General features: G+C 42.5%; 11 protein-coding genes. 3 read left to right on the forward strand and 8 right to left on the reverse strand.

Going from position 1 to position 20,823, the window contains the following annotated elements; translation table 11 throughout:
• Positions 1 to 29: 29 nt before the first annotated feature.
• The 3 genes from BGP15_RS09340 to BGP15_RS09350 form a co-directional block, all read right to left on the reverse strand.
• Positions 30 to 3,155, reverse strand: coding sequence for a SusC/RagA family TonB-linked outer membrane protein (locus tag BGP15_RS09340; RefSeq protein ID WP_286769324.1), 3,126 nt, complete (start codon positions 3,153 to 3,155; stop codon positions 30 to 32).
• A gap of 86 nt (positions 3,156 to 3,241) precedes the next feature.
• Positions 3,242 to 4,192: a carbohydrate kinase family protein gene (locus tag BGP15_RS09345; RefSeq protein WP_204990784.1), complete on the reverse strand. Its 951-nt coding sequence runs from the start codon at positions 4,190 to 4,192 to the stop codon at positions 3,242 to 3,244.
• A gap of 198 nt (positions 4,193 to 4,390) precedes the next feature.
• Complete coding sequence (locus BGP15_RS09350; RefSeq protein ID WP_286769325.1) at positions 4,391 to 5,713, reverse strand: sugar porter family MFS transporter; 1,323 nt, start codon at positions 5,711 to 5,713, stop codon at positions 4,391 to 4,393.
• Between the two features lie 292 nt (positions 5,714 to 6,005).
• Between BGP15_RS09350 and BGP15_RS09355 the strand changes: the two genes are divergently transcribed.
• The gene (locus BGP15_RS09355) at positions 6,006 to 8,759 is read left to right on the forward strand and encodes a hybrid sensor histidine kinase/response regulator transcription factor (RefSeq protein ID WP_286769326.1); all 2,754 of its coding nucleotides are present in this window, start codon (positions 6,006 to 6,008) and stop codon (positions 8,757 to 8,759) included.
• A gap of 29 nt (positions 8,760 to 8,788) precedes the next feature.
• Here BGP15_RS09355 and BGP15_RS09360 read toward each other — a convergent pair whose 3' ends face one another.
• From BGP15_RS09360 to BGP15_RS09380, 5 genes are all read right to left on the reverse strand, one after another.
• Positions 8,789 to 9,559, reverse strand: a complete 771-nt coding sequence (locus BGP15_RS09360) for an ABC transporter permease (protein ID WP_286769327.1) — start codon at positions 9,557 to 9,559, stop codon at positions 8,789 to 8,791.
• Positions 9,552 to 10,457 (reverse strand): ABC transporter ATP-binding protein, encoded by a 906-nt coding sequence (locus tag BGP15_RS09365; RefSeq protein WP_286769328.1) that lies wholly within the window; start codon positions 10,455 to 10,457, stop codon positions 9,552 to 9,554. The genes BGP15_RS09360 and BGP15_RS09365 overlap by 8 nt, the downstream gene beginning before the upstream one ends.
• A 5-nt stretch (positions 10,458 to 10,462) precedes the next feature.
• Positions 10,463 to 11,653 carry an erythromycin esterase family protein gene (locus tag BGP15_RS09370; protein WP_286769329.1) on the reverse strand — a complete coding sequence of 397 codons (1,191 nt, stop codon included), beginning with the start codon at positions 11,651 to 11,653 and terminating at the stop codon, positions 10,463 to 10,465.
• A 324-nt stretch (positions 11,654 to 11,977) separates the two neighbouring features.
• Positions 11,978 to 13,594: a RagB/SusD family nutrient uptake outer membrane protein gene (locus BGP15_RS09375; RefSeq protein WP_286752946.1), complete on the reverse strand. Its 1,617-nt coding sequence runs from the start codon at positions 13,592 to 13,594 to the stop codon at positions 11,978 to 11,980.
• Between the two features lie 9 nt (positions 13,595 to 13,603).
• Positions 13,604 to 16,717: a SusC/RagA family TonB-linked outer membrane protein gene (locus tag BGP15_RS09380; protein WP_286769330.1), complete on the reverse strand. Its 3,114-nt coding sequence runs from the start codon at positions 16,715 to 16,717 to the stop codon at positions 13,604 to 13,606.
• Between the two features lie 323 nt (positions 16,718 to 17,040).
• Between BGP15_RS09380 and BGP15_RS09385 the strand changes: the two genes are divergently transcribed.
• Positions 17,041 to 18,285, forward strand: a complete 1,245-nt coding sequence (locus BGP15_RS09385; protein ID WP_286769331.1) for a glycoside hydrolase family 99 protein — start codon at positions 17,041 to 17,043, stop codon at positions 18,283 to 18,285.
• Positions 18,286 to 18,288: 3 nt separating this feature from the next.
• Complete coding sequence (locus BGP15_RS09390) at positions 18,289 to 20,775, forward strand: glycoside hydrolase family 95 protein (RefSeq protein ID WP_286769332.1); 2,487 nt, start codon at positions 18,289 to 18,291, stop codon at positions 20,773 to 20,775.
• Positions 20,776 to 20,823: the final 48 nt, after the last annotated feature.

Consider the following 20,823-nt stretch of genomic DNA (forward strand, 5'->3'; position numbering starts at 1 on the left):
GAAGTGTATCGCCTTATTTCGCTCCCATTTTAAAATCCAATATTTACCCCAGCTGTCCACGTGGTTGGAATTGGATAACCCCAACCTACATTTTCAGGATCCACACCGGTGAAATTTTTTGATTTAACGGTAAATAGATTCTGACCAGTTACATAAATCCTTAATCGGCTCATACGTAGGTGTGCGGCGGTTGCTGTTGGCAAAGTGTAGCCCAGAGACAAATTCCGGAGCTTCATATAAGATCCATTCTCGATAAAGTAATTTGACAGACGGCCCTCGTCGTTGTTATTTGTTGTTTGTAAGGCCGGGATCGTTGACGTTGGATTTTGTGGTGTCCAGGCATTGAGCAGACGTACACCTTTATTGGAATTGACGTCGTCCACACTCCAGAAGTCCGTTTGCTTTTTCAGCCAGTTTTCAACATCTATTCCCTGTACCCCCTGAAAGTACGCAGATAGGTCAAAGCTTTTATATTTTAGCACAATGTTCAAACTATAAGAAAAATCAGGATGAGGACTACCAATCCAAGTACGGTCCATATCGGTGATCTGCTTGTCCGCATCATAGACGTTGACATAACGTAAACGCCCTATCCCTTTACCGGTCTGATTGACGTGCGCATCCACCTCGTCCTGATTCTGAAAAATGCCGTCGGTGACATAGCCATAAAATGACCCTAGCGGCCGGCCGATAATATTGTCTCCTTGACGACCACCATAGGAGTTTTCTACTGCTTCGGGTAAATGTGTCACCTTGTTTTTATAGGTCGAGAACACAGCCATTACATCATAATCCAATCCAAAGGTTGTTTTATTACGATATCCGGCCGATACGTCCAAACCTTTATTTTCCATGGAGGCACCATTCGCCCAACGGTAACCGCCCTCTCCGACCACACCGATATAGGCTGGATTGATCAACATATCTTTGGTTGCTTTAACATACCAGTCAATCGAACCATAGAGACTTTGATTAAACAATGAAAAGTCCAAGCCTATATTCGTCTGCGTGGTAGTTTCCCATTTCAGATCATTATTTTCCGTTTGGATTTTGCGGTATCCCGATGGTAACTTTCCCGTTCCTGCACCCGATAGATCGTATGCTGTACCGTCCACGATATTCCATGTTGGATCAGCAACACCATATTCGGGGACGAACAGGGCATAGGTAGCCAGATTACCAATACCCTGGTTGCCTGTCTGCCCCCATCCCACACGTAACTTGAGGTCAGAAATATAATTTTTTGTACTTGCCATAAAGCGTTCAGAAGAGATCCGCCAGCCTGCCGTTACTGCTGGAAAAGTGGCAAAGCGGTTATTTTTACCGAAGCGGGAAGAGCCATCGTGGCGTACGGTGAAAGAAGCCAGATAACGGTCATCATAGGAATAATTGGCCTTTCCAAAATAGGATAGCAGCGAGAAGCCTGTAGAGCCACCTCCTACTGCCGCTGTCCCCGTACTCACACCTGGCCACATATACTCTGGTGTTTCTATGGCAAATGCACCATCACCAGCGGTATAGGCGTTAAAATTAATATCATTCTGACGGTTCATTTCGATACCAGCAAGCACATCTATTGTATGTTTGTCGATTGCCTTCCGATAAGTCGCTGTATTGGACCAAGTCCACTTCATCCCATGAGACTGCTCCATATTAACGCCACTGCGGCTGCTGTTCATAAATCCCGAACGATAGGATACTTCCAGGTTACGTTTGTAAAAATTACTGTAATCCAGGCCATAACTGGTTCGAACATGCAGATCTTTTATCAGCTGTAGATCGGCATAGGCATTCCCAAACAAACGCCAATAATTGTATTTATTATTTCTATTGTCGTAAAGTACACGCATGGGATTATGACGGTCGTTCATTCCTAATGCTGGTCCCCCCCAGCCCATTCCATCTACCGTATGCACGGGGATAATCGGTAAAGCTTTCAACGAAAGGTCAAGTACATCGCCGGGGACCTGCACTTCACCCGTGTTGTTTACCGTAAAATTCTCTCCAACAACCAGTTTCCCATCAAACAGTTTATAGTCAGCATTCATCCGGGCGGATATTCGCTGGAAATCCGTGTAACGGAGTGTGCCATTGTTGTGCAAATAACCTAAGGAGAAAAAGGAGCTGGATTTTTCTGTTCCGGAGCTCAATGTCGCATTGTATGACTGCTGCAATCCTGGTTTCGAAACTTCCTTAAACCAATCGGTATCTGAAGCATACATGGTGTGCTCACGATCAATATACTTGGAAACAAAAACAGTATTGAGCTGAGGCACGCCATTCGCATCGTTATTCCATTCAAACTGATAACCAATATTGTTTCCATTTGGATTGCCACCGCTGTTGATTGTTGCCTGCCATAGGGCACGACCATATTGTTGTGCGTCCAGCACTTTCATGCGATTATTAAAATGCGTACCGGTGGCGTAGGCGTCTACTGTAAGTTTAGGGGCACCTAGCTTTCCTTTTTTCGTGGTGATGACAATAACACCATTGGCTGCACGCGAGCCATAGATACTCGCCGAAGAAGCGTCCTTTAAAACCTGAATGCTTTCGATATCATTCGAATTGAGTTCGTGCATTCCGCCCTGTGTGGGGGTTCCATCAATGACATACAAGGGATCCTGACTACTATTGATCGAACTGATTCCGCGCATACGCACTGTTGCCGCTCCACTTGGACTACCATCCGAAGTTACAGTCATACCGGCTACCCTTCCTTGCAGGGCTTTCATCGGGTTATTTTCTGGAGCCTTCATCATCTCAGCAACATTCACAACACTCACTGCGCCAGTCAAGTCCTTCTTCCGTTCGGTTTGATATCCCGTAACGACCACTTCATCCAGTCCTTTTTCGGTGCTCGTAAGCTGAATATCGAGGAACTTTCTTCCGGCAACAGCTATTGTCTGCGTGGCATAGCCGACATAACTTATTTCTAATGTGCCCTGATTGCCCGATGTCTGGAGGACAAATTCTCCCTTTTCATTTGTCTTGGTAGCTATTGTGGTTCCCTTCACCACTAAAGATGCCCCCACTATAGGTGCTGCTGTTCCACTATCCGTAATTCTTCCCCGGATTTCAGTCTGCTGCGCAAATGCGACAACAGAAAAAAGTGCCAAAGACGGGAGCAGCATTGCTTTCTGTCTTGTAAACATAATTGGTTATGCGTAAATGGTTAATTATTTAGATTGATTATTTTATGATGATAGCGTGTATACTGCTTCTTTAAGAAGCAGTATACTTACTGTTGCTTCTGGCCTCCATTGAAGATCGGATGCAACCATTGGAATCGATTGATGACCTCATCGTTATATTCAGGACAAGCCCCCCGGCTCTGTGTCACAAACCCACTTAAGGTCGCCGCAAATTCCAGTACTTCCTCCAGCTGAACACCCTCCTGCATCTGAAACCTTTTGGTGAGGAAAGCCGCCAAAAACGAATCACCACTTCCGATTGTATCTTCTACCTGAACTTTCAAGGCCGGGAAATGATAACTGATATTATCTTTTTTATAATGATACACGGCTCCATCTGCACCATAGGTTACAATTGCCTCCTGAATTGCAAAACGGGCCATGATCAAGTCTACACGCTGCTGATCGGTATAGGCTTCCGTAGCGCCATTCCAGTCGGAAATAACATGCAGTTCCTCGGCATTCATTTTCACAAAATCAGCGTATGCCAACAACTTATGTATTTTTTCAGGACCAAAATAAGGTGTACGCAGGTTGACATCCATCACCCGAAAGCGGGCTTTTTCAAGCAATAACAGCAAACTTTGGAAGCTTACTTCATCCCGACAGGCTAGACTTCCATATACCAAAAAATCCACCGTTGCAACTGCTTCCAGAACAGCACTATCCACTGCTATTCTGTCCCAAGCTACCGGATAAACGATATCGTAATGCACATCGCGTTTAGCATCGATCGAAACCTCTACGGTTGAGGTCGGTAACAACGCATCATACTGGAAGAAATCGGTCGGAATGCCCAGATCCTCACATACCTTACGTAGTTCATAACCATTTTCATCACGCCCTATGCGTGTTAGCATACGCGTCGTAACGCCCAGTTTATTGAGGTGATAAGCCACATTCAACGGTGCACCGCCCAATTTTTTACCGGTAGGAAGATTGTCCCAAAGTACCTCTCCAAAACAAATACCCTGTATTGATTTTTCTCCGTTTTTCATATTTCTTCTTTTTTCACAAAGCTTCGGCCGAGCGCCAAAAGCCATGTAACGAATTGATTATTATATTTCCCTTTAAGTTCAATGTTGACAATAGATACACACGACTTGCTATCATAATGTCATTGATTAAATAGCTTTCGATAGGCGCCAGTCGCGCCATGGCTACTCCGACGCCTATTCGTTTAGTCCAGCTAAAGACTAATGTAGATTGATGGTATGCCCAAGGTCTTCCAGTGACTTCCCTTTTGTCTCCGGCATAAACTTAAGCACATAGATAAGCTGTAAAACCATAAATAGGGCAAAGATCAAGAAGGTACCGCCCCCGCCGAGCATTTCCGTCAATGCAGGAAAACAAAAGGTAATAATTGCCGCCATCACCCAGTGTGTCAAGCTGCCGAATGTCTGTCCTTTAGCACGGACATCATTCGGAAAAATTTCCGAAATAAACACCCAAATCACAGCGCCTTGCGAGAATGCGAAAAAGGCAATAAAACTCATCAGATAGATGGTGATCGCAAAACCCGTCGTTTGATTGGTATAAAAAGCATGGGAAACGAGTGCCAAAGAAACAATCAGTCCAATCGAACCCACCAACATTAATTTTCTTCTACCGACCTTATCGATGAAATTGATCGCCAGCAACGTAAAAATAAAATTGACAACCCCGATCCCAACTGTTGAAAGCAATGAACTCTGTGAGCCCAAGCCGGCCATTTCAAATACACGGGGGGCATAGTAGATAATTGCGTTAATACCTGAAACCTGATTGAACAGCGCAAAACAAAAGGCCAATAAAATAGGGTTGACATTTTCGCGAACGAAGAGTTTGCCCTCCCCTGCTGTATTGTTTTTGGACTCCTGAATTTTTGAAATCTCCAGCTCGTAACCATCCGAGTTGATTTTTTTCATAATTCGTTTTGCTTCAGCTAAATTACCCCTGTGCAGCAGTAACCATCTTGGACTTTCCGGAATAAGGAAGATCAGACCGAAGAATAATAACGACGGAAAACACTGTACGCCTAACATCCAACGCCAGGACTCCTCCCCTACCTGACCGATAAAGTAATTGGACAGATAGGCAATCAGAATCCCCAATACGACGTTGAACTGGAAAAGTCCGACCAATTTTCCACGCGATGCCGCCGGAGATATTTCCGATATATAGATTGGTGCAGTTACCGAAGAGACGCCAACGCCTATACCACCCAAAAAGCGGAATAAAATAAATATCGTCCAGTCATTCGCCAATGCGCTGCCTATTGCTGAGATAAAGTAAAGAGCTGCAACCGCAAATAAAGTATTCTTACGCCCCAACTTATCTGAAGGCAGTGCACCCAGCGCTGCTCCAACAACTGTTCCGATCAATGCAATGGCCATGGTCAATCCATGCTGAAACTCACTTAAATGCCAGTGTTCCTGCACGGCCTTTTCTGCTCCTGAAATAACCGCTGTATCAAATCCAAATAAAAATCCGCCTAAAGCCACTACAAAGGACCAAGCTAGTACCGTGTTTTTGTTCATGTTATGATCTATAATTGATTAATCCAAATTTAACCCTGGTTTCATCTTAACTTAAATTTGAGCTTCGCAAAAACATTTATTTATGTAACATTTTTTAAAAAACATTAAAACACTAAAAATCTGAAACTTACACTAGTATTACTTTTTAAAACTTTCACTTTTTAAACAGAAAATTTAGAAAATGATACATTTTTGAAAGTTTCCATATCAGTGTAAAGAATACACTAACAAAGACGAGGTTAGCCTAAAAAAACTAAATAATGTATATTCGGATATTGAAGGGAAAAAAATCATGGGAAAATATTTCATTTATGGTGGCATATTGATCCTGCTTCTTTTTTGTGGATGTCAACCAATGGTCCAGAAGAAAAAGCGGATTATTGCTTTTTCACAGTGTATCGGAAATGATGCCTGGCGACAAACCATGCTCGAAGAAATGAAAAGGGAACTTTCCTTCAATCCGGATATTGACTTTCTTTATCGAGATGCCCATGGCGACAATAATGTCCAGATTAATCAAATTCGGGAATTAGTCAAACAGGATATCGATCTTCTGATTGTATCGCCAAATGAGGCCGAGCCCCTTACCCCTATAGTAGATTCGGTATTTCAACGCAATATACCCGTCATCGTAACTGACCGTAAGACATCCTCAGGCCAATATAATGCCTATGTGGGGGCAGACAATCTTGCTATCGGAAAACTGGCGGGCCAGTATAGCCGCACCATTTTACAAAACAATGGTTCGATCGGCCTGGTTACTGGATTATCGGGCACATCCGCCTCCATAGAACGTGAAAAAGGCTTTATGCAGCAAATTGGAGATGCTAAAGGGATTCGAACGAGCGGAATCATTCACGGCGGATGGGAAAAAAACAAAGCTTATTTGGAAACGCGTAAGCATATAGACCAAATGATCCAGAGTGATATCATCTTCACCTTCAATGATCAGATGGCCATGGGGGTAAAAAAAGCATTGGACGAAGCCCAGATCAAAAAGGACATTAAGATAATCGGTGTTGATGCCCTTCCTGGTCCCGGAAATGGCCTTGAACAGATCATACAGGGCAAAATGTTCGCTTCCATACTCTACCCCACTGGCGGAGCCGAAGCCATTCGAACGGCCTTGGCTATCATCAACCACCAAAACTACCGCCGCGAGAATATACTCGCAACCTCTGTCATCGATAAAACCAACGCGGAGTTGCTTGCCCTGCAGTCGGATAAAATAAAGCAACAGCAGCTCGATATAGACAAAAGACAGGAATTCATTACGGAACAGAATAAGATTTACCAAAGTCAAAAGTCGGTTCTTAATGTACTGGTCGTTAGCTTGGTGCTTGCTGTTGTCTTTGGTGGCATTTCTATTATCGTGATCAGGAGCAACTGGGAAAAGAACAAACATCTGGAAATCCAAAATAGTGAGATCCTTGCGCAACAAAAACAGATCGTCGAGATGAATAGTCAGATCCAGCAAGCGGCAGAAATCAAGAATAATTTCTTCACCAACATCTCACATGAATTTAAAACACCGCTGACGCTTATTATAGCGCCTATCGAGGACCTTGAATTACGAAAAGACCTGCCAGAAGAAGTCAAAGAACAGTTGTCGCGCGTCAAGCGGAATGCAAAAAAACTACAGCGTTTGGTTACCGACCTCATTGATATCCACCGAATCAGTAAATCAAAAATTAGGTTACATGCGTCTATCGTTTATATCGATCCATTCATCCAGCAGGTAATAGGTAGTTTCAAACCGCTATTTAAGAAAAACAGAATCTCGGTCAGTTATGTCAACAAAACAAGTTTGAAAGAGGTTTGGATGGACGAATACCTCATGGAACAGGTCCTATCCAACTTATTATCCAATGCGATCAAACATACTTCAGCAAGCGGCAGAATTGAAATTATACTAGAAGAAAACAATTTCAAGGACTATTTTTATCTACGCGTATTGGATAATGGTCTGGGAATTGCGCCGGTTGATATTGAGCATATTTTTGATCCTTTTTACCAAGGAGCCGGCAGCCGTAACGGATCCGGAATCGGACTCGCATACAGCAAACAGATCGTCGAACTGCATCATGGCCAGATCACCGTGAGCAGCAAGCCCGGCCATGGATCGATCTTCACCCTCCGCATGCCAATTGGGAATGGTCATTATGAACCTGCTGAACTGGCCGGTTTCGACAGTGGAGAAAAACCATCGTTTCAGCAACAAGATCTACTGGACACGACAGCAAAGGTGGTAGACAACAATCTTTCTTTTCGATCCAACAAATCGAAGAGCATTATGATCGTCGAAGATAATGATGAAATCAGAGACTATCTCCGCTCGTTATTGGAACAGGATTACAACCTGTTTCTGGCGAAGGATGCCCAGCAAGCCACTAGTATGATGAAGACACATTTTCCAGACCTGGTGATCACCGATATTATGCTTCCTGATGGAAACGGACTGGATATTTTGAAAGACATCAAAGCCTTTTATCAGACCGCACATATTCCCGTCATCTTACTGAGTGCACTTGCCAACGAGGAGACCATGCTTGAGGGGAGCAAATTAATGGCCGATGACTATATTACTAAGCCATTCAATGCCGAACTGCTGCGGATACGTATTTCAAATATTCTTCAATCGCGTCATCAGCTTAAAGAAAAATATAGCAGCAACGTCGAACAGTTTGAGCGTACTCAAGCCGAACAGGTCAACGATAGCGACAGAAGATTCCTAAACAATCTCTCCGCCATTGTCGAATCCAAGTTATCGGATCAGCGGTTAAGCGTCGACGGGATTGCCAACGACCTCCATCTCTCACGCGTTCAGCTCTATCGTAAGGTGAAACAGCTGCTCGACTGCAGTGTCAATGAGTATATTGTGGAACGAAGATTAAAGAAAGCCAAAAGCCTGATGGCTGAGGGTCTAACCATCAACGAAATATTTAGTAGTGTCGGCTTTTCATCAGCATCTTACTTCGCGTCGGCCTTTAAAAGGAAATATGGACAGTCACCAAGCGCCTATAAAAAAGAATTTGACAAAAAATAGCCGATCAGTGGGCATGCACGAACGAAACGTTAAAACTGCCCCTTTCGTTTAAATAGATAAAAGCTGATCAATAGAAATACAATAACCATCACCATGTTGCAGTAATCGAGCCGTGCAAATGAGTCATTTTCGGATAGGATGTTCATGACCGCATTATAAGCACCCGTATAGGGTATAAAATCCGAAAAGCTTTTTTGCGCCACCAGCACTGAAAACACCAACATAAACATCCCCACCCCAATCGGGTAAATAAAGCTTCGGAACAATAGACTTAAAGCCAGCTGGATCATCCCAATAGCTGATAAGGTAATGAAAAGCTTCAGAAATGTATAAAAAATCACCTGCCTATAGTCGTAATTCTGGAAACCAAGGACGGGATAAATCAGACTGAGCAGATAGCCGCTGATCAAAAATGCAGCGTACGCAAAAAGAATTGAAAAAAGTAATGTTAGTAGAATAAAGGTCGCTTTGGAAAAGAAAATATTCGATTTACTGATGGGCACAGTAAAGAGTATTTTATAATTGTTATTCTTATACTCCACATCACAGCAAGCATATACAAACAAAGCGACAAGAATGGGATAGAGTAAATAAAAAAATTGAAATACATATCGACCCAATAAGACTTTCCAGGGATTTGGAATGGCGCTGGCACCACCGGAATTGACAATGTCATAGATTATATAAGCGCTAATCGCAAAAATAAGCAGCATAGGTGCGATCAAGACCCCAAAAATTTCCCTGTTACGAAGAAGTTTGTACTTTTCAGACAAAAAAGCAGTATAAAATGTATTAGTCATTTGCACGAGCGATTAGGTTTATAAAAATTTGTTCAAGGTCAGCACCACGGGATTCCAGCCCATAAATAGCAATCTGCTGTTCAACCAAAGATTTGATCACAAAATCAAATTGTTGATCATCCCCTATACTGACGACAACGTCTTCGCCATCGAAGTTAACCGTAGAAAAACCTGCATTTTGCAAAATAGAAACTGTTGCAGCAGGATTGGATGTCCGTAAGAACACTTCTCGGTCAACCTGTCCCAGCAGCTCATGCTTAGTTCCTTGGAAAATCATTTTTCCTCCTTCTATGATACCAATGTGTGTTGCTATTTTTTCAAGCTCACTCAAAATATGGCTTGAAAGAAAGATCGTTTTACCCTGTTCATTGAGGTGACAAAACAAGTTGCGCATTTCCACAATACCCTGTGGGTCGAGACCATTTAATGGTTCATCCAGAATGAGTAATTGGGGATCATGAAATATCGCCATTGCAATCCCTAACCGCTGTTTCATACCCATAGACAAAGCATTCGTTTTTTTCTTTTTCTCCCGATGAAGATCAACCATTTCCAACACTTCATCAATGCGTTTATTCCCTTTTTTATGAATGATATCCAAATACTTTAAATTTTCAAAAACGGTTAACTTAGTATAATAACAAGGCGATTCGATCAGGTTTCCAACATTCGTATAGATACGTGTTCGATTTGTCCTAAGACTATTTCCCTGAATAAAAATCGCATCTGTCCGGTCCTCCAAAAGACCTAAAAGTAGCTTGATTGTTGTCGATTTTCCGGCTCCATTTCGCCCGAGATAGCCATAAATACCCTTTTCTGGTACCTGCAGACTGATGTTATCCAGGATTGTTTTCGCGCCTATTTTAAAGCTAAGTTGTTTTGTGAGGATACTTTCCATTGGTGTTACCGGTAAATTGGATCTTTATTGATATCGATATAGAAAATGCCGTCGATAAAGTCGTGCCACCTTCTATCTTCATCAATCCCTTGATTGATGACTGAACTAAAATTCTGTTTTAAAATACTATTGTTGGACAACTCCCGAAGATCTAAAAAGAAATAAGGCGATTTGGTAGCATGAAATACATTTTCCACCGCCAACTTACCCACTTTATCGACAACACGGCCAGTTTTATCGTATCGTCCATAGGAAGTAAAGTCCAGGCTATATGCTTGGGCGCCATATTTACGCTTTAGATAAGTCCCAAGCGGCCAATAATCTTTATTGTATGGAGCAGAAAAGCTATGGATATTGGCACACCAGACGATAATCTTTTTGCCGGCGTAAAGCGAATCGATCTGATAGCATAGATTTTCTGCCATCAGGGAATCCCTAAAATGCATGCTCTGCATTGATCCTGATTTATAGCGCCAAGATTTGTCAAAGTTATTTCTCATATCGGACAGGTATCGGCTATAGATCAGGTGCTCATTGTCTTTTACACCCCTGCTGATCACACGGCTCAATGCATCCAATTCTGCTAAAAACTGTTTCTTTTGGTCCGCATCGAGCTGCTTGCTGGCAAAACGTTCATATGTCAGGTATTCCAGTTTGTTTCTATTTTTTTTCAATAAAGGATACTTGGTTGAATCAATCCCATTTTTGACTAAGAAATCTTCTAATAATTTCGCCCGCTTATCAGACAATTCCCTACCCGAAAACTGAATATCAAACCCACCGAGAGAAATAGGATTCTGGGATGTTTTCGTATTTTTATAATAAGTTAAGAGCAGTTGATTTTCCTCATTTTGCCACCAAAAGTCAAATAGACCGATACCGCCGACCGTTTTTACTTGAGACCGACTCGTAGGGGTATCCATCTGTGCATTCATCATCCACATATCATATTGCCCTGCCTCATATAAAACTACGTCATAATCGAGATGCTCATGCAGATAACGGATGAGTCTGGCTTTCGCTTTGAAAGTTTCGCCATCATTGTGCAGCATTTCACCCAACATCAAAATTCTATTATTTTTTAGCGTAGCATCAAAAAAGCGTAGATCCGAAAAATTACTATCGGTCATCAAGATACTTTTGATTTCTTTTTTATGGCGATTCACTTCGGTTAATAATGTTGCATGATTCGCCATGGGCGTATCATTATAGACAAGCTTATTAAACGATAAAATTAAAACTGTAGTTATCGCAAGTGCACATAAAACACCTCTCATGCATTTCAGCTTATATAATTCATAATTGATCTATCTACTGCGTGTCACGCTAAAGTAGAATACATTTTAACATAAGATGATCATTTTTTCTTTTTCCACAAAAAAATTATACAAAAAAAATTAGAAATGCCCTATAACTACAAAAAGGCGGTTAAGTGAGTGTATCACATAACCGCCTTGCTTGCTTGCTTGCTTGCTTGCTTGCTTGCTTGCTTGCTTCGTAAAAAATATAGCAGGAGAAAATTAATACCCTACATTTTGTTTCAACGTTCCTTTACTGTTATCGATTACAGCTTGCGGAATTGGCCACAATTCATTTTTTCCAGCTTTGAACGTTCTATTTTCAGAGAAAAAACGGTCCGTTAGCGACGTGTAAGTAACCTTGCCTGTTTTAGGATCCACCGCACCTTTTGACAGCGCGCCATTGACAGGACCGTTCATCACATCTTTGGCTATTCCCCAACGAATAATATCAAAGCGACGGCGTCCTTCTCCTGCGAATTCTACACGCAGCTCGCGACGAACCAACTCACGCAGTTTGCTCTGACCACTGTAAACTGCTTTATCTACTTTTGGCATCTTTGCGCGTAGACGAACCAGATCGATATTGTCATATACGCTATTATCAATGATCCCCAATTCAATCTTTGCTTCCGCATTTAACAGAAGCATTTCAGCATAACGCATCACAATAATGTTGGTACCCACGTTCCAAATGTTCGCATAACTGCTCGGATTTTGGATGTATTTTTTATAGTTGTAAGCTGTGCTAGATGCATTATCTGGACCAGATGGATAATCTTCCGATTTCGGATCCAATGGATCGAAATATTTACCGTTATACAGTGCTCCTGGGTAAACAATTGTTGCGCCCAGGCGTGGATCTCTTTTTTCATATGGACTGGCAGGGTTATAGGATTTCGACTCGCCAATAGTTTCTCCATCGGCAGTTTCGTAAGCATCTACCAGACTCTGTGTTGGTACAATAGACCCCCATCCGCCCATGGAATTGGGCAGCATAATACCAAGTGAAGTATATCCTTGAATATTTACCAAATATTCGATATTCATCATAACCTCACTGTTGTTTTCATTTGCCTCTTCAAATAGGGTTGCATAATCATCGAATAATTTATAATTAGCCGAAGAGATGATCTCCTGTGTTGTATTGATGACATCCTGATATTTCTTTTCAAAAGCATAACAGCGAGCCAACAAACCAAGGGCGGCACCTTTTGACATCCGCCCGCCTCCCTTAGCAAACGACAAATCTGCTGCAGCTTCTTTCAATTCTTTTTCCACAAATTCCAATACTTCTTTTTGCGTATTTGCAGGCACGAACGAATTTTCTGTGGTCAAAGTTTTCGTAATGATAGGTACTCCCCCAAATAAGGTCGCCATATCAAAATACTTATATGCGCGTATGACGCGTACCTCAGCGGTCAGCCGTTTCTTTTTTTCAGCATTAACCGGCGATTTTTCAATATTTTCAAGGATATAATTAGCACGACGGATATGCTCGTACGTATAGCGTGCCTCTGCGTTTCCAGAGTTTGTCGGTGTTGCCGTCCCATTTCCCAAAGCCTGGAATCCTTCCCAAGGGAAATCACTATTGGAGTTATCCGAAGTACAGTCCATGTAAAAGATCTGTGTACCGTCTTCCCAAGCAGATCCTTCGGCCAGCTTACCGTCGCTTCCCCTTGTACCGCTGTACAAACCTGTTACAGCAAAATCGGTTTCTGCTTCCGTTTTCCAAAAATTATCGGCATTATATGCATCCAACGGTTCCTGATCGAGTTTTTGACAAGAGAACAATAAGGTGGCTACGCTCAATGCGATCGTTATATTTCTAAGTTTCATGATTTTCAATTAAAAGTTTACGTTAAGACCAAACACATTTGTTTTCACTTGTGGGTAGTAATTACCTCTAGAATCCGCTGGAGCCTCCGGATCAAATCCTTTAGCAAAACCAGTAAAAGTCAAGAGGTTTTGCCCACTATAGTATACCTTGGCCCCTTTAATACCGATTCTATCCGTAAACGTTTTTGGTAAGGTATAACCGAAGGTAATGTTCTTCAAGCGGACATAACTTGCATTCTGTATCCAAAAATCGGAAGGAGTGCCTGAAGGACTATTTTGTGACCAACTGGTCAATGCCCTCGGCATCGATCCATTTGGATTGGTCTCTGCATTGAAACGATCTGCAAAAATGGTTGTCGGTTTATCAGATCCCGAGATCCCGCCAATGGCTTCACCCCAAAGATAGCCCTGTACTTTAGCGGCCCCTTGGAAGAATAGGCTCAGATCAAAGTTTTTATAACTCATATTGGACGTCAGACCAAAGATGAATTTCGGATCAGGCGAACCTAGATATACACGGTCATTTCCATCGATTTTTTTATCGCCATTCTGATCTTTATAGATAATATCACCAGCACCTACAGTTCCATTTACGCCTTGAATGCCACTGTTTTTATATTCTTCATCCGAACGATAGATTCCTGCTGTTTCGTAGCCATAAAACGAACGGATTGGTCGGCCCTGCTCATAGATATAAAAAGTTCCATTAACCTGTGGCTCATCGCTTGCCCATTTTTTGATCTGGTTGTTAATATAAGAACCATTTGCGGCAATGCTATATTTAAAATCACCAATACTATTTTGATAGTTCACTTGGAGCTCAACCCCATTATTTTGTACTTTCCCTGCATTTTGGTAAGGCGCGGGAAGACCATATAAGTTCGATACGGGCAGTTTTAACAATACTCCATCAGTTTTACGGTCAAAGTATTCAAATACAAAGCCCAAATTGTTTTTGAAGTTCAGGTCCAAACCAATGTTAGTACTTGTCGTTGACTCCCATTTCAATATTGGGTTTGCTGATTCAACGATAGCTCCGCCAGAACTAATCTCACCGCCAAAGGAGTAATTATAGCCAGGAGAAATGGTAAATAAGCCTGGATAATAAGCGTCTGAAGAAGGATATGAATTATCTGATGTTGCCGCTAATTGTTGGTTTCCGAGTTTACCCCAACCACCTCTTAATTTCAATTCTGAAATTACATCAGACAAAGAAGATTCTTTAAAGAAATCTTCCTGAGAAATACGCCATCCTGCTGAGAACGAAGGAAAAGTACTCCAACGATTGCTTCCCAAGAATCGCGATGTCCCGTCACGTCTCACATTGGCTTCCAATAGGTACTTATCCGCAAATGCATAATTGATACGACCGAAGAAAGAGCGTAAAATTAACTTTTTTGCTCCCCCGTCGACTTTCATTCCGTCCTTGCTACCTAAATTCAGTTCCGAAAAATCATTATTCAAAAACCCTTGCGCATAAGCACTGGAGTAATCTGCACGGAATGTTTCATCCATAAAACCGCCTAAGACATTGATTTGATGATTACCAATCTTTTTATCATAGGTCAACAAGGTTTGAAAAGTCAATCGTTCAGATTGAAAGTTGTAAACAGTCAGATTATTCACCCCTTGCTTAGGTCCCAAATCACCGTTCGGTGCATAGTATTGGATGTCTTTGACGAATTTGGAAGACATATTGTCGATCGGTTGAAAGCCAACAACTTGTTTGATCTTCAATCCATCCATAATCTTAAATTCACCGGAGAAATTGACCTGCGTATGTTTATTGATCATATTGTCCTTTGCCTCCAGATCCATCCAAGCGATTGGGTTACCGTCGCTACCACGACCATACACACCATTGCTATATTTGTATGGAATAAAACTAGGAATACGATTTACCTGTCTAAAGATCTGTGCCATGTCACCTGTATAAGGGTTTATGGGTTCGGTAATACGTTGATAGTTATACGCCAGCCCTAAATCAAATCGAAGCCTTGAAGACACTTTTGCCCCCACATTTGTGCGTAAATTATACCGGTCCGAACTCGCAACTTTAATAACACCTTTCTGCCCTAGATAGCCTCCGGAAGCCATATACTGCACATCTTCTGTTCCTCCTGTAACCTGCAAATTATGCGATTGCTGGAAACCTGACCCTTTATACAACAACCCTAACCAATCTGTATTGGGATGACCGTCCGGATCAGATCCATTTTTGAAAAGTTCTAGATCCTGCTGGGAGAAACGCTGCGTCTTCCATTCATTTTTAAGAGCCTCGTTTAAGATGACAGCATGGTCATAAGAGTTCATATATTCTGGTAGACGTGTTGGATCCTGAATACCAGCATAGCCTGTATAATTCAATTGCGGTTTGCCACTTCCCCCTTTTTTGGTCGTAATCAGGATAACCCCATTAGCAGCCTTAGATCCATAAATTGCTGCACTAGGTCCGTCTTTCAATACCGAAACACTTTCAATATCGTTGGGATTGATATTATTCATCGAGCTTTCTATTCCATCGACAATAACAAGCGGATTTGCATTATTGATAGTACCTAGGCCACGGATTCGGATCGTACCGTTGTCTTTACCGGGCTGTCCTGAATTTTGAGTAATTGTTACACCCGAAAATTTACCCTGGATCGCTGAGGATACATTGGTAACGGGACGGTCCTGTAGATCCTTTGACGTGATCGCCTGTACAGCACCAGTTAGATTTACTTTCTTTTGTTTGGCAAATCCCACAACAACAACTTCTTCCAAAGCCTCATTGTTACTTTCGAGCTGAATTGACAGGGTCGTCCCTGTAACAGTTACTTCTTTAGTTTTATAGCCAACGCTACTAACAAGCAAAATATCACCGGCTTTCGCTCGAATTGTAAATGTCCCTTTTGCATCTGTCGATGTCGATACCGATGTACCTTTGACCGAAACAGTCGCAGCCGAAAGAGGACCATCTTCTGCGGTTACTTTCCCGGTAACTTGGTTCTGAGTGGCCTCGTTTGCTTTATGTTTAAATGCAATTGGCGTTTCTGCGGCCCACAAACTTTGCGAAGACGCAACAAGAAGAGCAATAGCAAGCAGGCTTACCTTTTGGTTACTTGTAAATTTTGAAATCATAATTAAATAGTTAGTAAAGTTGAGTCTGTCAGTTTAGTATTTGATTGACTGGTTCAGCCCATTAAATTAGAGGGATATTTTATGGGAACAAAAAAACGGTGTCACGAAATCGATTGCGCAAATAACGCAATCGATTGACTTTTGTTTATTGAAATTCACTTTGTCACTTTTTTAGTATATAAAACAATGCAACCGGATGCATCCAAGCCGGAACGCTGTTGTTATATTAAAAACAAATACTTATGTGTTCTATTAATACTTTATTAATGGACTATTAATTGGGCTAATCGATATTTAGCGGGATAACTTAATTATAAATCGATATGACAGCTCAAACGCTCAAATTTCATTTTCTTGGCATCTGCCTACTTTTTTCGGTAGGCCTGCTATTCGCACAAAAACAATACGATTCCTATAACGGCCTCGTCATGGCTGGCTACCAAGGTTGGTTCAATAGTCCTACCGATGGTGCAGACCGCGGATGGTACCATTACCGTGGGAAAAATGGATTCCAACCTGGTTCTACGAATATCGATTTTTGGCCCGACGTCAGCGCATATCAAAAGACCTATGATAGTCCTTTTATGACAAAAGAAGGCAAGCCCGCTAAACTTTATAGCGCTCATGATTATTCATCGGTCAACCTCCATTTCAAATGGATGCAACAATACGGAATCGATGGCGTATTTATGCAGCGATTCGTAGGTGAGATTGCCAACCCCAGTGGTCGCAACCATTTCAATACCGTATTGACTTCGGCTATTCGTTCAGCCAACGAATTTGACCGTGCAATCTGCATCATGTACGACCTTAGTGGTATAAAAGATGGCGACGACAAAATCTTAATGGACGATGTAGCCGCCCTCGAAAAAGAATGGAACCTCAAAAAGCGTGATCGCGCCAAAACTTATCTTTTTCATCATGGTAAACCACTTATTGCCGTTTGGGGTATCGGATTTAACGACGGTCGAAAATATAATCTCAAAACAGCCGAACGTATTGTCAACTATCTCAATCAAAACGGCTATAGCGTACTTCTTGGCGTACCGACTTATTGGCGTGAATTGCGCCAGGATACCGAATCCGATCCATTTTTACATGAACTCATCAAAAAATCAGCTATCATTATGCCTTGGTTTGTCGGTCGATATAATCAGGTCGGATTCGATGAGTTCAAATCACTGATCAAAGATGATATGGACTGGTGCAAACAGTACAAAATCGATTATGCACCACTTTGCTTTCCCGGATTCTCCTGGACTAACATGACGGGTAGCTCCCGTGCCTTTGTCCCACGTGATTCCGGAAATTTCTTGTGGAAACAATTACAGTATAATCTTTCAATTGGTGCCCAAATGCTCTACATTGCCATGTTTGATGAAGTCGATGAAGGTACCGCTATATTCAAGACACTCCATCAAAAAGATGTTCCTCGCAATGGAACAGGCTCATTTGTCGGTATTGAAGATAATCTACCAAATGATCATTATCTTTGGTTAACCGGACAGGCAAGCAAATACCTAAAAACCAAAACCTCAGCCCCTGTCAAACAACCAAAAAGAAACTAAAAGATGAAAATAAAAACGCTCTTATACTGTGCACTGCTACTGATGAGCAATACAATCGTTGAGGCACAGCAGTCCACTAAAACAACAGATGCTCCTGCTAGTCTGCGGCAACAAAAGATCACGCAATTCTGGACAGATCGCACACAGATTCAATCAGTCGCTAGTCTGTCGGTTGCCCCTTTATCTTTATACTACACACGCCCTGCAGGGGTTTGGGAGGAAGCCTTACCGCTCGGTAATGGTCAGCTCGGTGCCATGGTTTTTGGTGGTGTAGCCGATGAACGCATCCAGCTGAACGAAAGTACGCTTTGGGCCGGTCATCCGCAGGATCCCAATAACCCCAATGGGCAAAGGTATCTGCCCCGCATACAACAACTTCTTTTTGAAGGTAAAAATAAGGAAGCCATTGAACTTGCGGACAGCACCTTAATGGGCCAACCAAAAAACATCAAGCCTTATCAGTCGCTTGGCGAACTGTGGTTGGATATGCCTCATCTAAAAGCTGAGCAGTATCAGCGCTCACTTGATCTCCAAAGCGCATTGCAACAAACAAGCTATGTATACAATGGTATCAAGTATATTCGCGAGTCTTTTATTTCAGCTCCTGCCAACGCAATGGTCATCCATTATTCAGCAGGTAAAAAACAAGGTTTGGATCTCAATTTCACATGGAAAAGAGCCCAAGATTTCAGCTGCAGCACTGACCCAGCCGATCCTACACAATTGCTACTTCAGGGTCAGATTGGCCAATCTGCTCACACCAATGAGCGCGGAACAAAGTTTGCCGCCATTGCAAAAGTGGTCTTGAAAGGCGGTAAACTCGTCAATGCCGACGGCCGCGTATCGATTACCGGAGCAGATGAAATTACTATACTCATTACCGCTGCTACAGATTATCCCGGACTGAAAAATATCGCCTATCCACAAACCCCAGCGCATACTGATCCGCTTGCGAGCTGCTACAATGTAATCACTAGCCTGAAAAAACAGGGTTATCAGCAGTTAAAACAGGCCCATATTGAAGACTATCAACAGTATTTCAATAGGGTCAAGTTGAATCTTCCAGATCAAGAACACGATAAACTCGCAAAACTATCGACTGATTCGCTCGTTCGGCTAACAAAAGGATTGCAAAGAGTACCTAATACCTTAATCAACAAATTCTTTCAGTTCGGTCGTTACCTTTTAATTAGCAGTTCCCGTCCAGGACATATGCCGGCAAATTTGCAGGGACTATGGGCTTGGCAGATGGATCCACCTTGGAATGCTGATTTTCATACTAATATTAATTTGCAAATGAACTATTGGCCTGCCGAGGTAACCAATCTGTCTGAATTGCATACCCCGCTATTTGACCTGACTAAGGCCTTAATCCCTTTTGGTGAGCGTACCGCAAGTAAGCTCTATGGAGCCAAAGGCTGGGTGGTACATCATCTCACCGATGCCTGGGGATATACTGCCCCAGCTGATGGTGTACAGGGTATTTGGCCCATGGGGTCGGCCTGGATCGCGCAGCACCCCTGGGAACACTACAACTATACAGGCGACCTGGAATTTTTAAAAGTCCAAGCTTATCCTATTATGAAAGGAGCAGCTGAATTTATTCTGGACTTTATGGTCAAAATACCGCAAGGTAAATCATTCGCCGGTTATTGGACCACCAACCCTTCACATTCTCCTGAGAATAGTTTTATCCTACCATCAGGTGAAATTTCCAGTTTTACCTATGGGGCCACCATGGATACACAGATTATCCGCGACCTCCTACAAAACTGTGTGGAAGCAACAAAGCTTTTAGATTGCGATCCTGATTTCAGAAAACGCTGCCAAGCTGCCTTAACAAAACTGATCCCGACACAGGTTAGCAAAGAGACAGGCCGCATTATGGAATGGATCGAAGATTACAAGGAGACGGAGGTAAATCACAGGCATACATCCCATTTATTTGGCCTACATCCCAGCAACCAAATTTCAATCGTCAATACGCCCGAACTAGCCGAAGCTGCAAAAAAGACGCTATTAAGTCGGGGCGATCATGGTACAGGTTGGAGCCTGGCCTGGAAAATCAATATGTGGAATAGATTGCATGACGGAGAGCATGCCTACCGCTTATTGTATAACCTGATCAGTGATAAGACACTGCCCAATCTGTTCGATAATCACCCACCCTTCCAGATTGACGGGAACTTTGGCGCGACCGCAGCGATTGCCGAAATGCTGCTGCAAAGCCAGGTCAGGGACAAAAATAACAATTACCTCATCGAGCTGCTCCCCGCTTTAAGCCACAACATGGATCAAGGAAGCGTAACCGGACTCAAAGCAAGAGGAAATCGTACGGTGAATATACAGTGGGAAAACGGTAAGCTTAAGAAAGCTGAAATCCTACCCAGCGGTACTGGTCCAATCTGTATCAGTTATGCTGGTAAACAGATCGAACGACATGGAACAAAAGGTACAGCAGTCTTGATTACCCCCGAAATGTTTCAATAAGTATGCATTCATCCATTGTTGAGCTGCTTGCCACATTTTGTTCATTCG

Source organism: Sphingobacterium sp. 40-24, assembly GCF_001899705.1.
Taxonomy (GTDB): domain Bacteria; phylum Bacteroidota; class Bacteroidia; order Sphingobacteriales; family Sphingobacteriaceae; genus Sphingobacterium; species Sphingobacterium multivorum.

Excerpts from the sequence above, each read along its gene's own strand:
- BGP15_RS09345 (WP_204990784.1), bottom strand. The coding sequence starts at position 4,192 with ATGAAAAACGGAGAAAAATCAATACAGGGTATTTGTTTTGGAGAGGTA.
- BGP15_RS09385 (WP_286769331.1), top strand. The coding sequence starts at position 17,041 with ATGACAGCTCAAACGCTCAAATTTCATTTTCTTGGCATCTGCCTACTT.
- BGP15_RS09375 (WP_286752946.1), bottom strand. The coding sequence starts at position 13,594 with ATGAAACTTAGAAATATAACGATCGCATTGAGCGTAGCCACCTTATTG.
- BGP15_RS09340 (WP_286769324.1), bottom strand. The coding sequence starts at position 3,155 with ATGTTTACAAGACAGAAAGCAATGCTGCTCCCGTCTTTGGCACTTTTT.
- BGP15_RS09370 (WP_286769329.1), bottom strand. The coding sequence starts at position 11,653 with ATGGCGAATCATGCAACATTATTAACCGAAGTGAATCGCCATAAAAAA.
- BGP15_RS09355 (WP_286769326.1), top strand. The coding sequence starts at position 6,006 with ATGGGAAAATATTTCATTTATGGTGGCATATTGATCCTGCTTCTTTTT.
- BGP15_RS09390 (WP_286769332.1), top strand. The coding sequence starts at position 18,289 with ATGAAAATAAAAACGCTCTTATACTGTGCACTGCTACTGATGAGCAAT.
- BGP15_RS09360 (WP_286769327.1), bottom strand. The coding sequence starts at position 9,559 with ATGACTAATACATTTTATACTGCTTTTTTGTCTGAAAAGTACAAACTT.
- BGP15_RS09365 (WP_286769328.1), bottom strand. The coding sequence starts at position 10,457 with ATGGAAAGTATCCTCACAAAACAACTTAGCTTTAAAATAGGCGCGAAA.
- BGP15_RS09380 (WP_286769330.1), bottom strand. The coding sequence starts at position 16,717 with ATGATTTCAAAATTTACAAGTAACCAAAAGGTAAGCCTGCTTGCTATT.
- BGP15_RS09350 (WP_286769325.1), bottom strand. The coding sequence starts at position 5,713 with ATGAACAAAAACACGGTACTAGCTTGGTCCTTTGTAGTGGCTTTAGGC.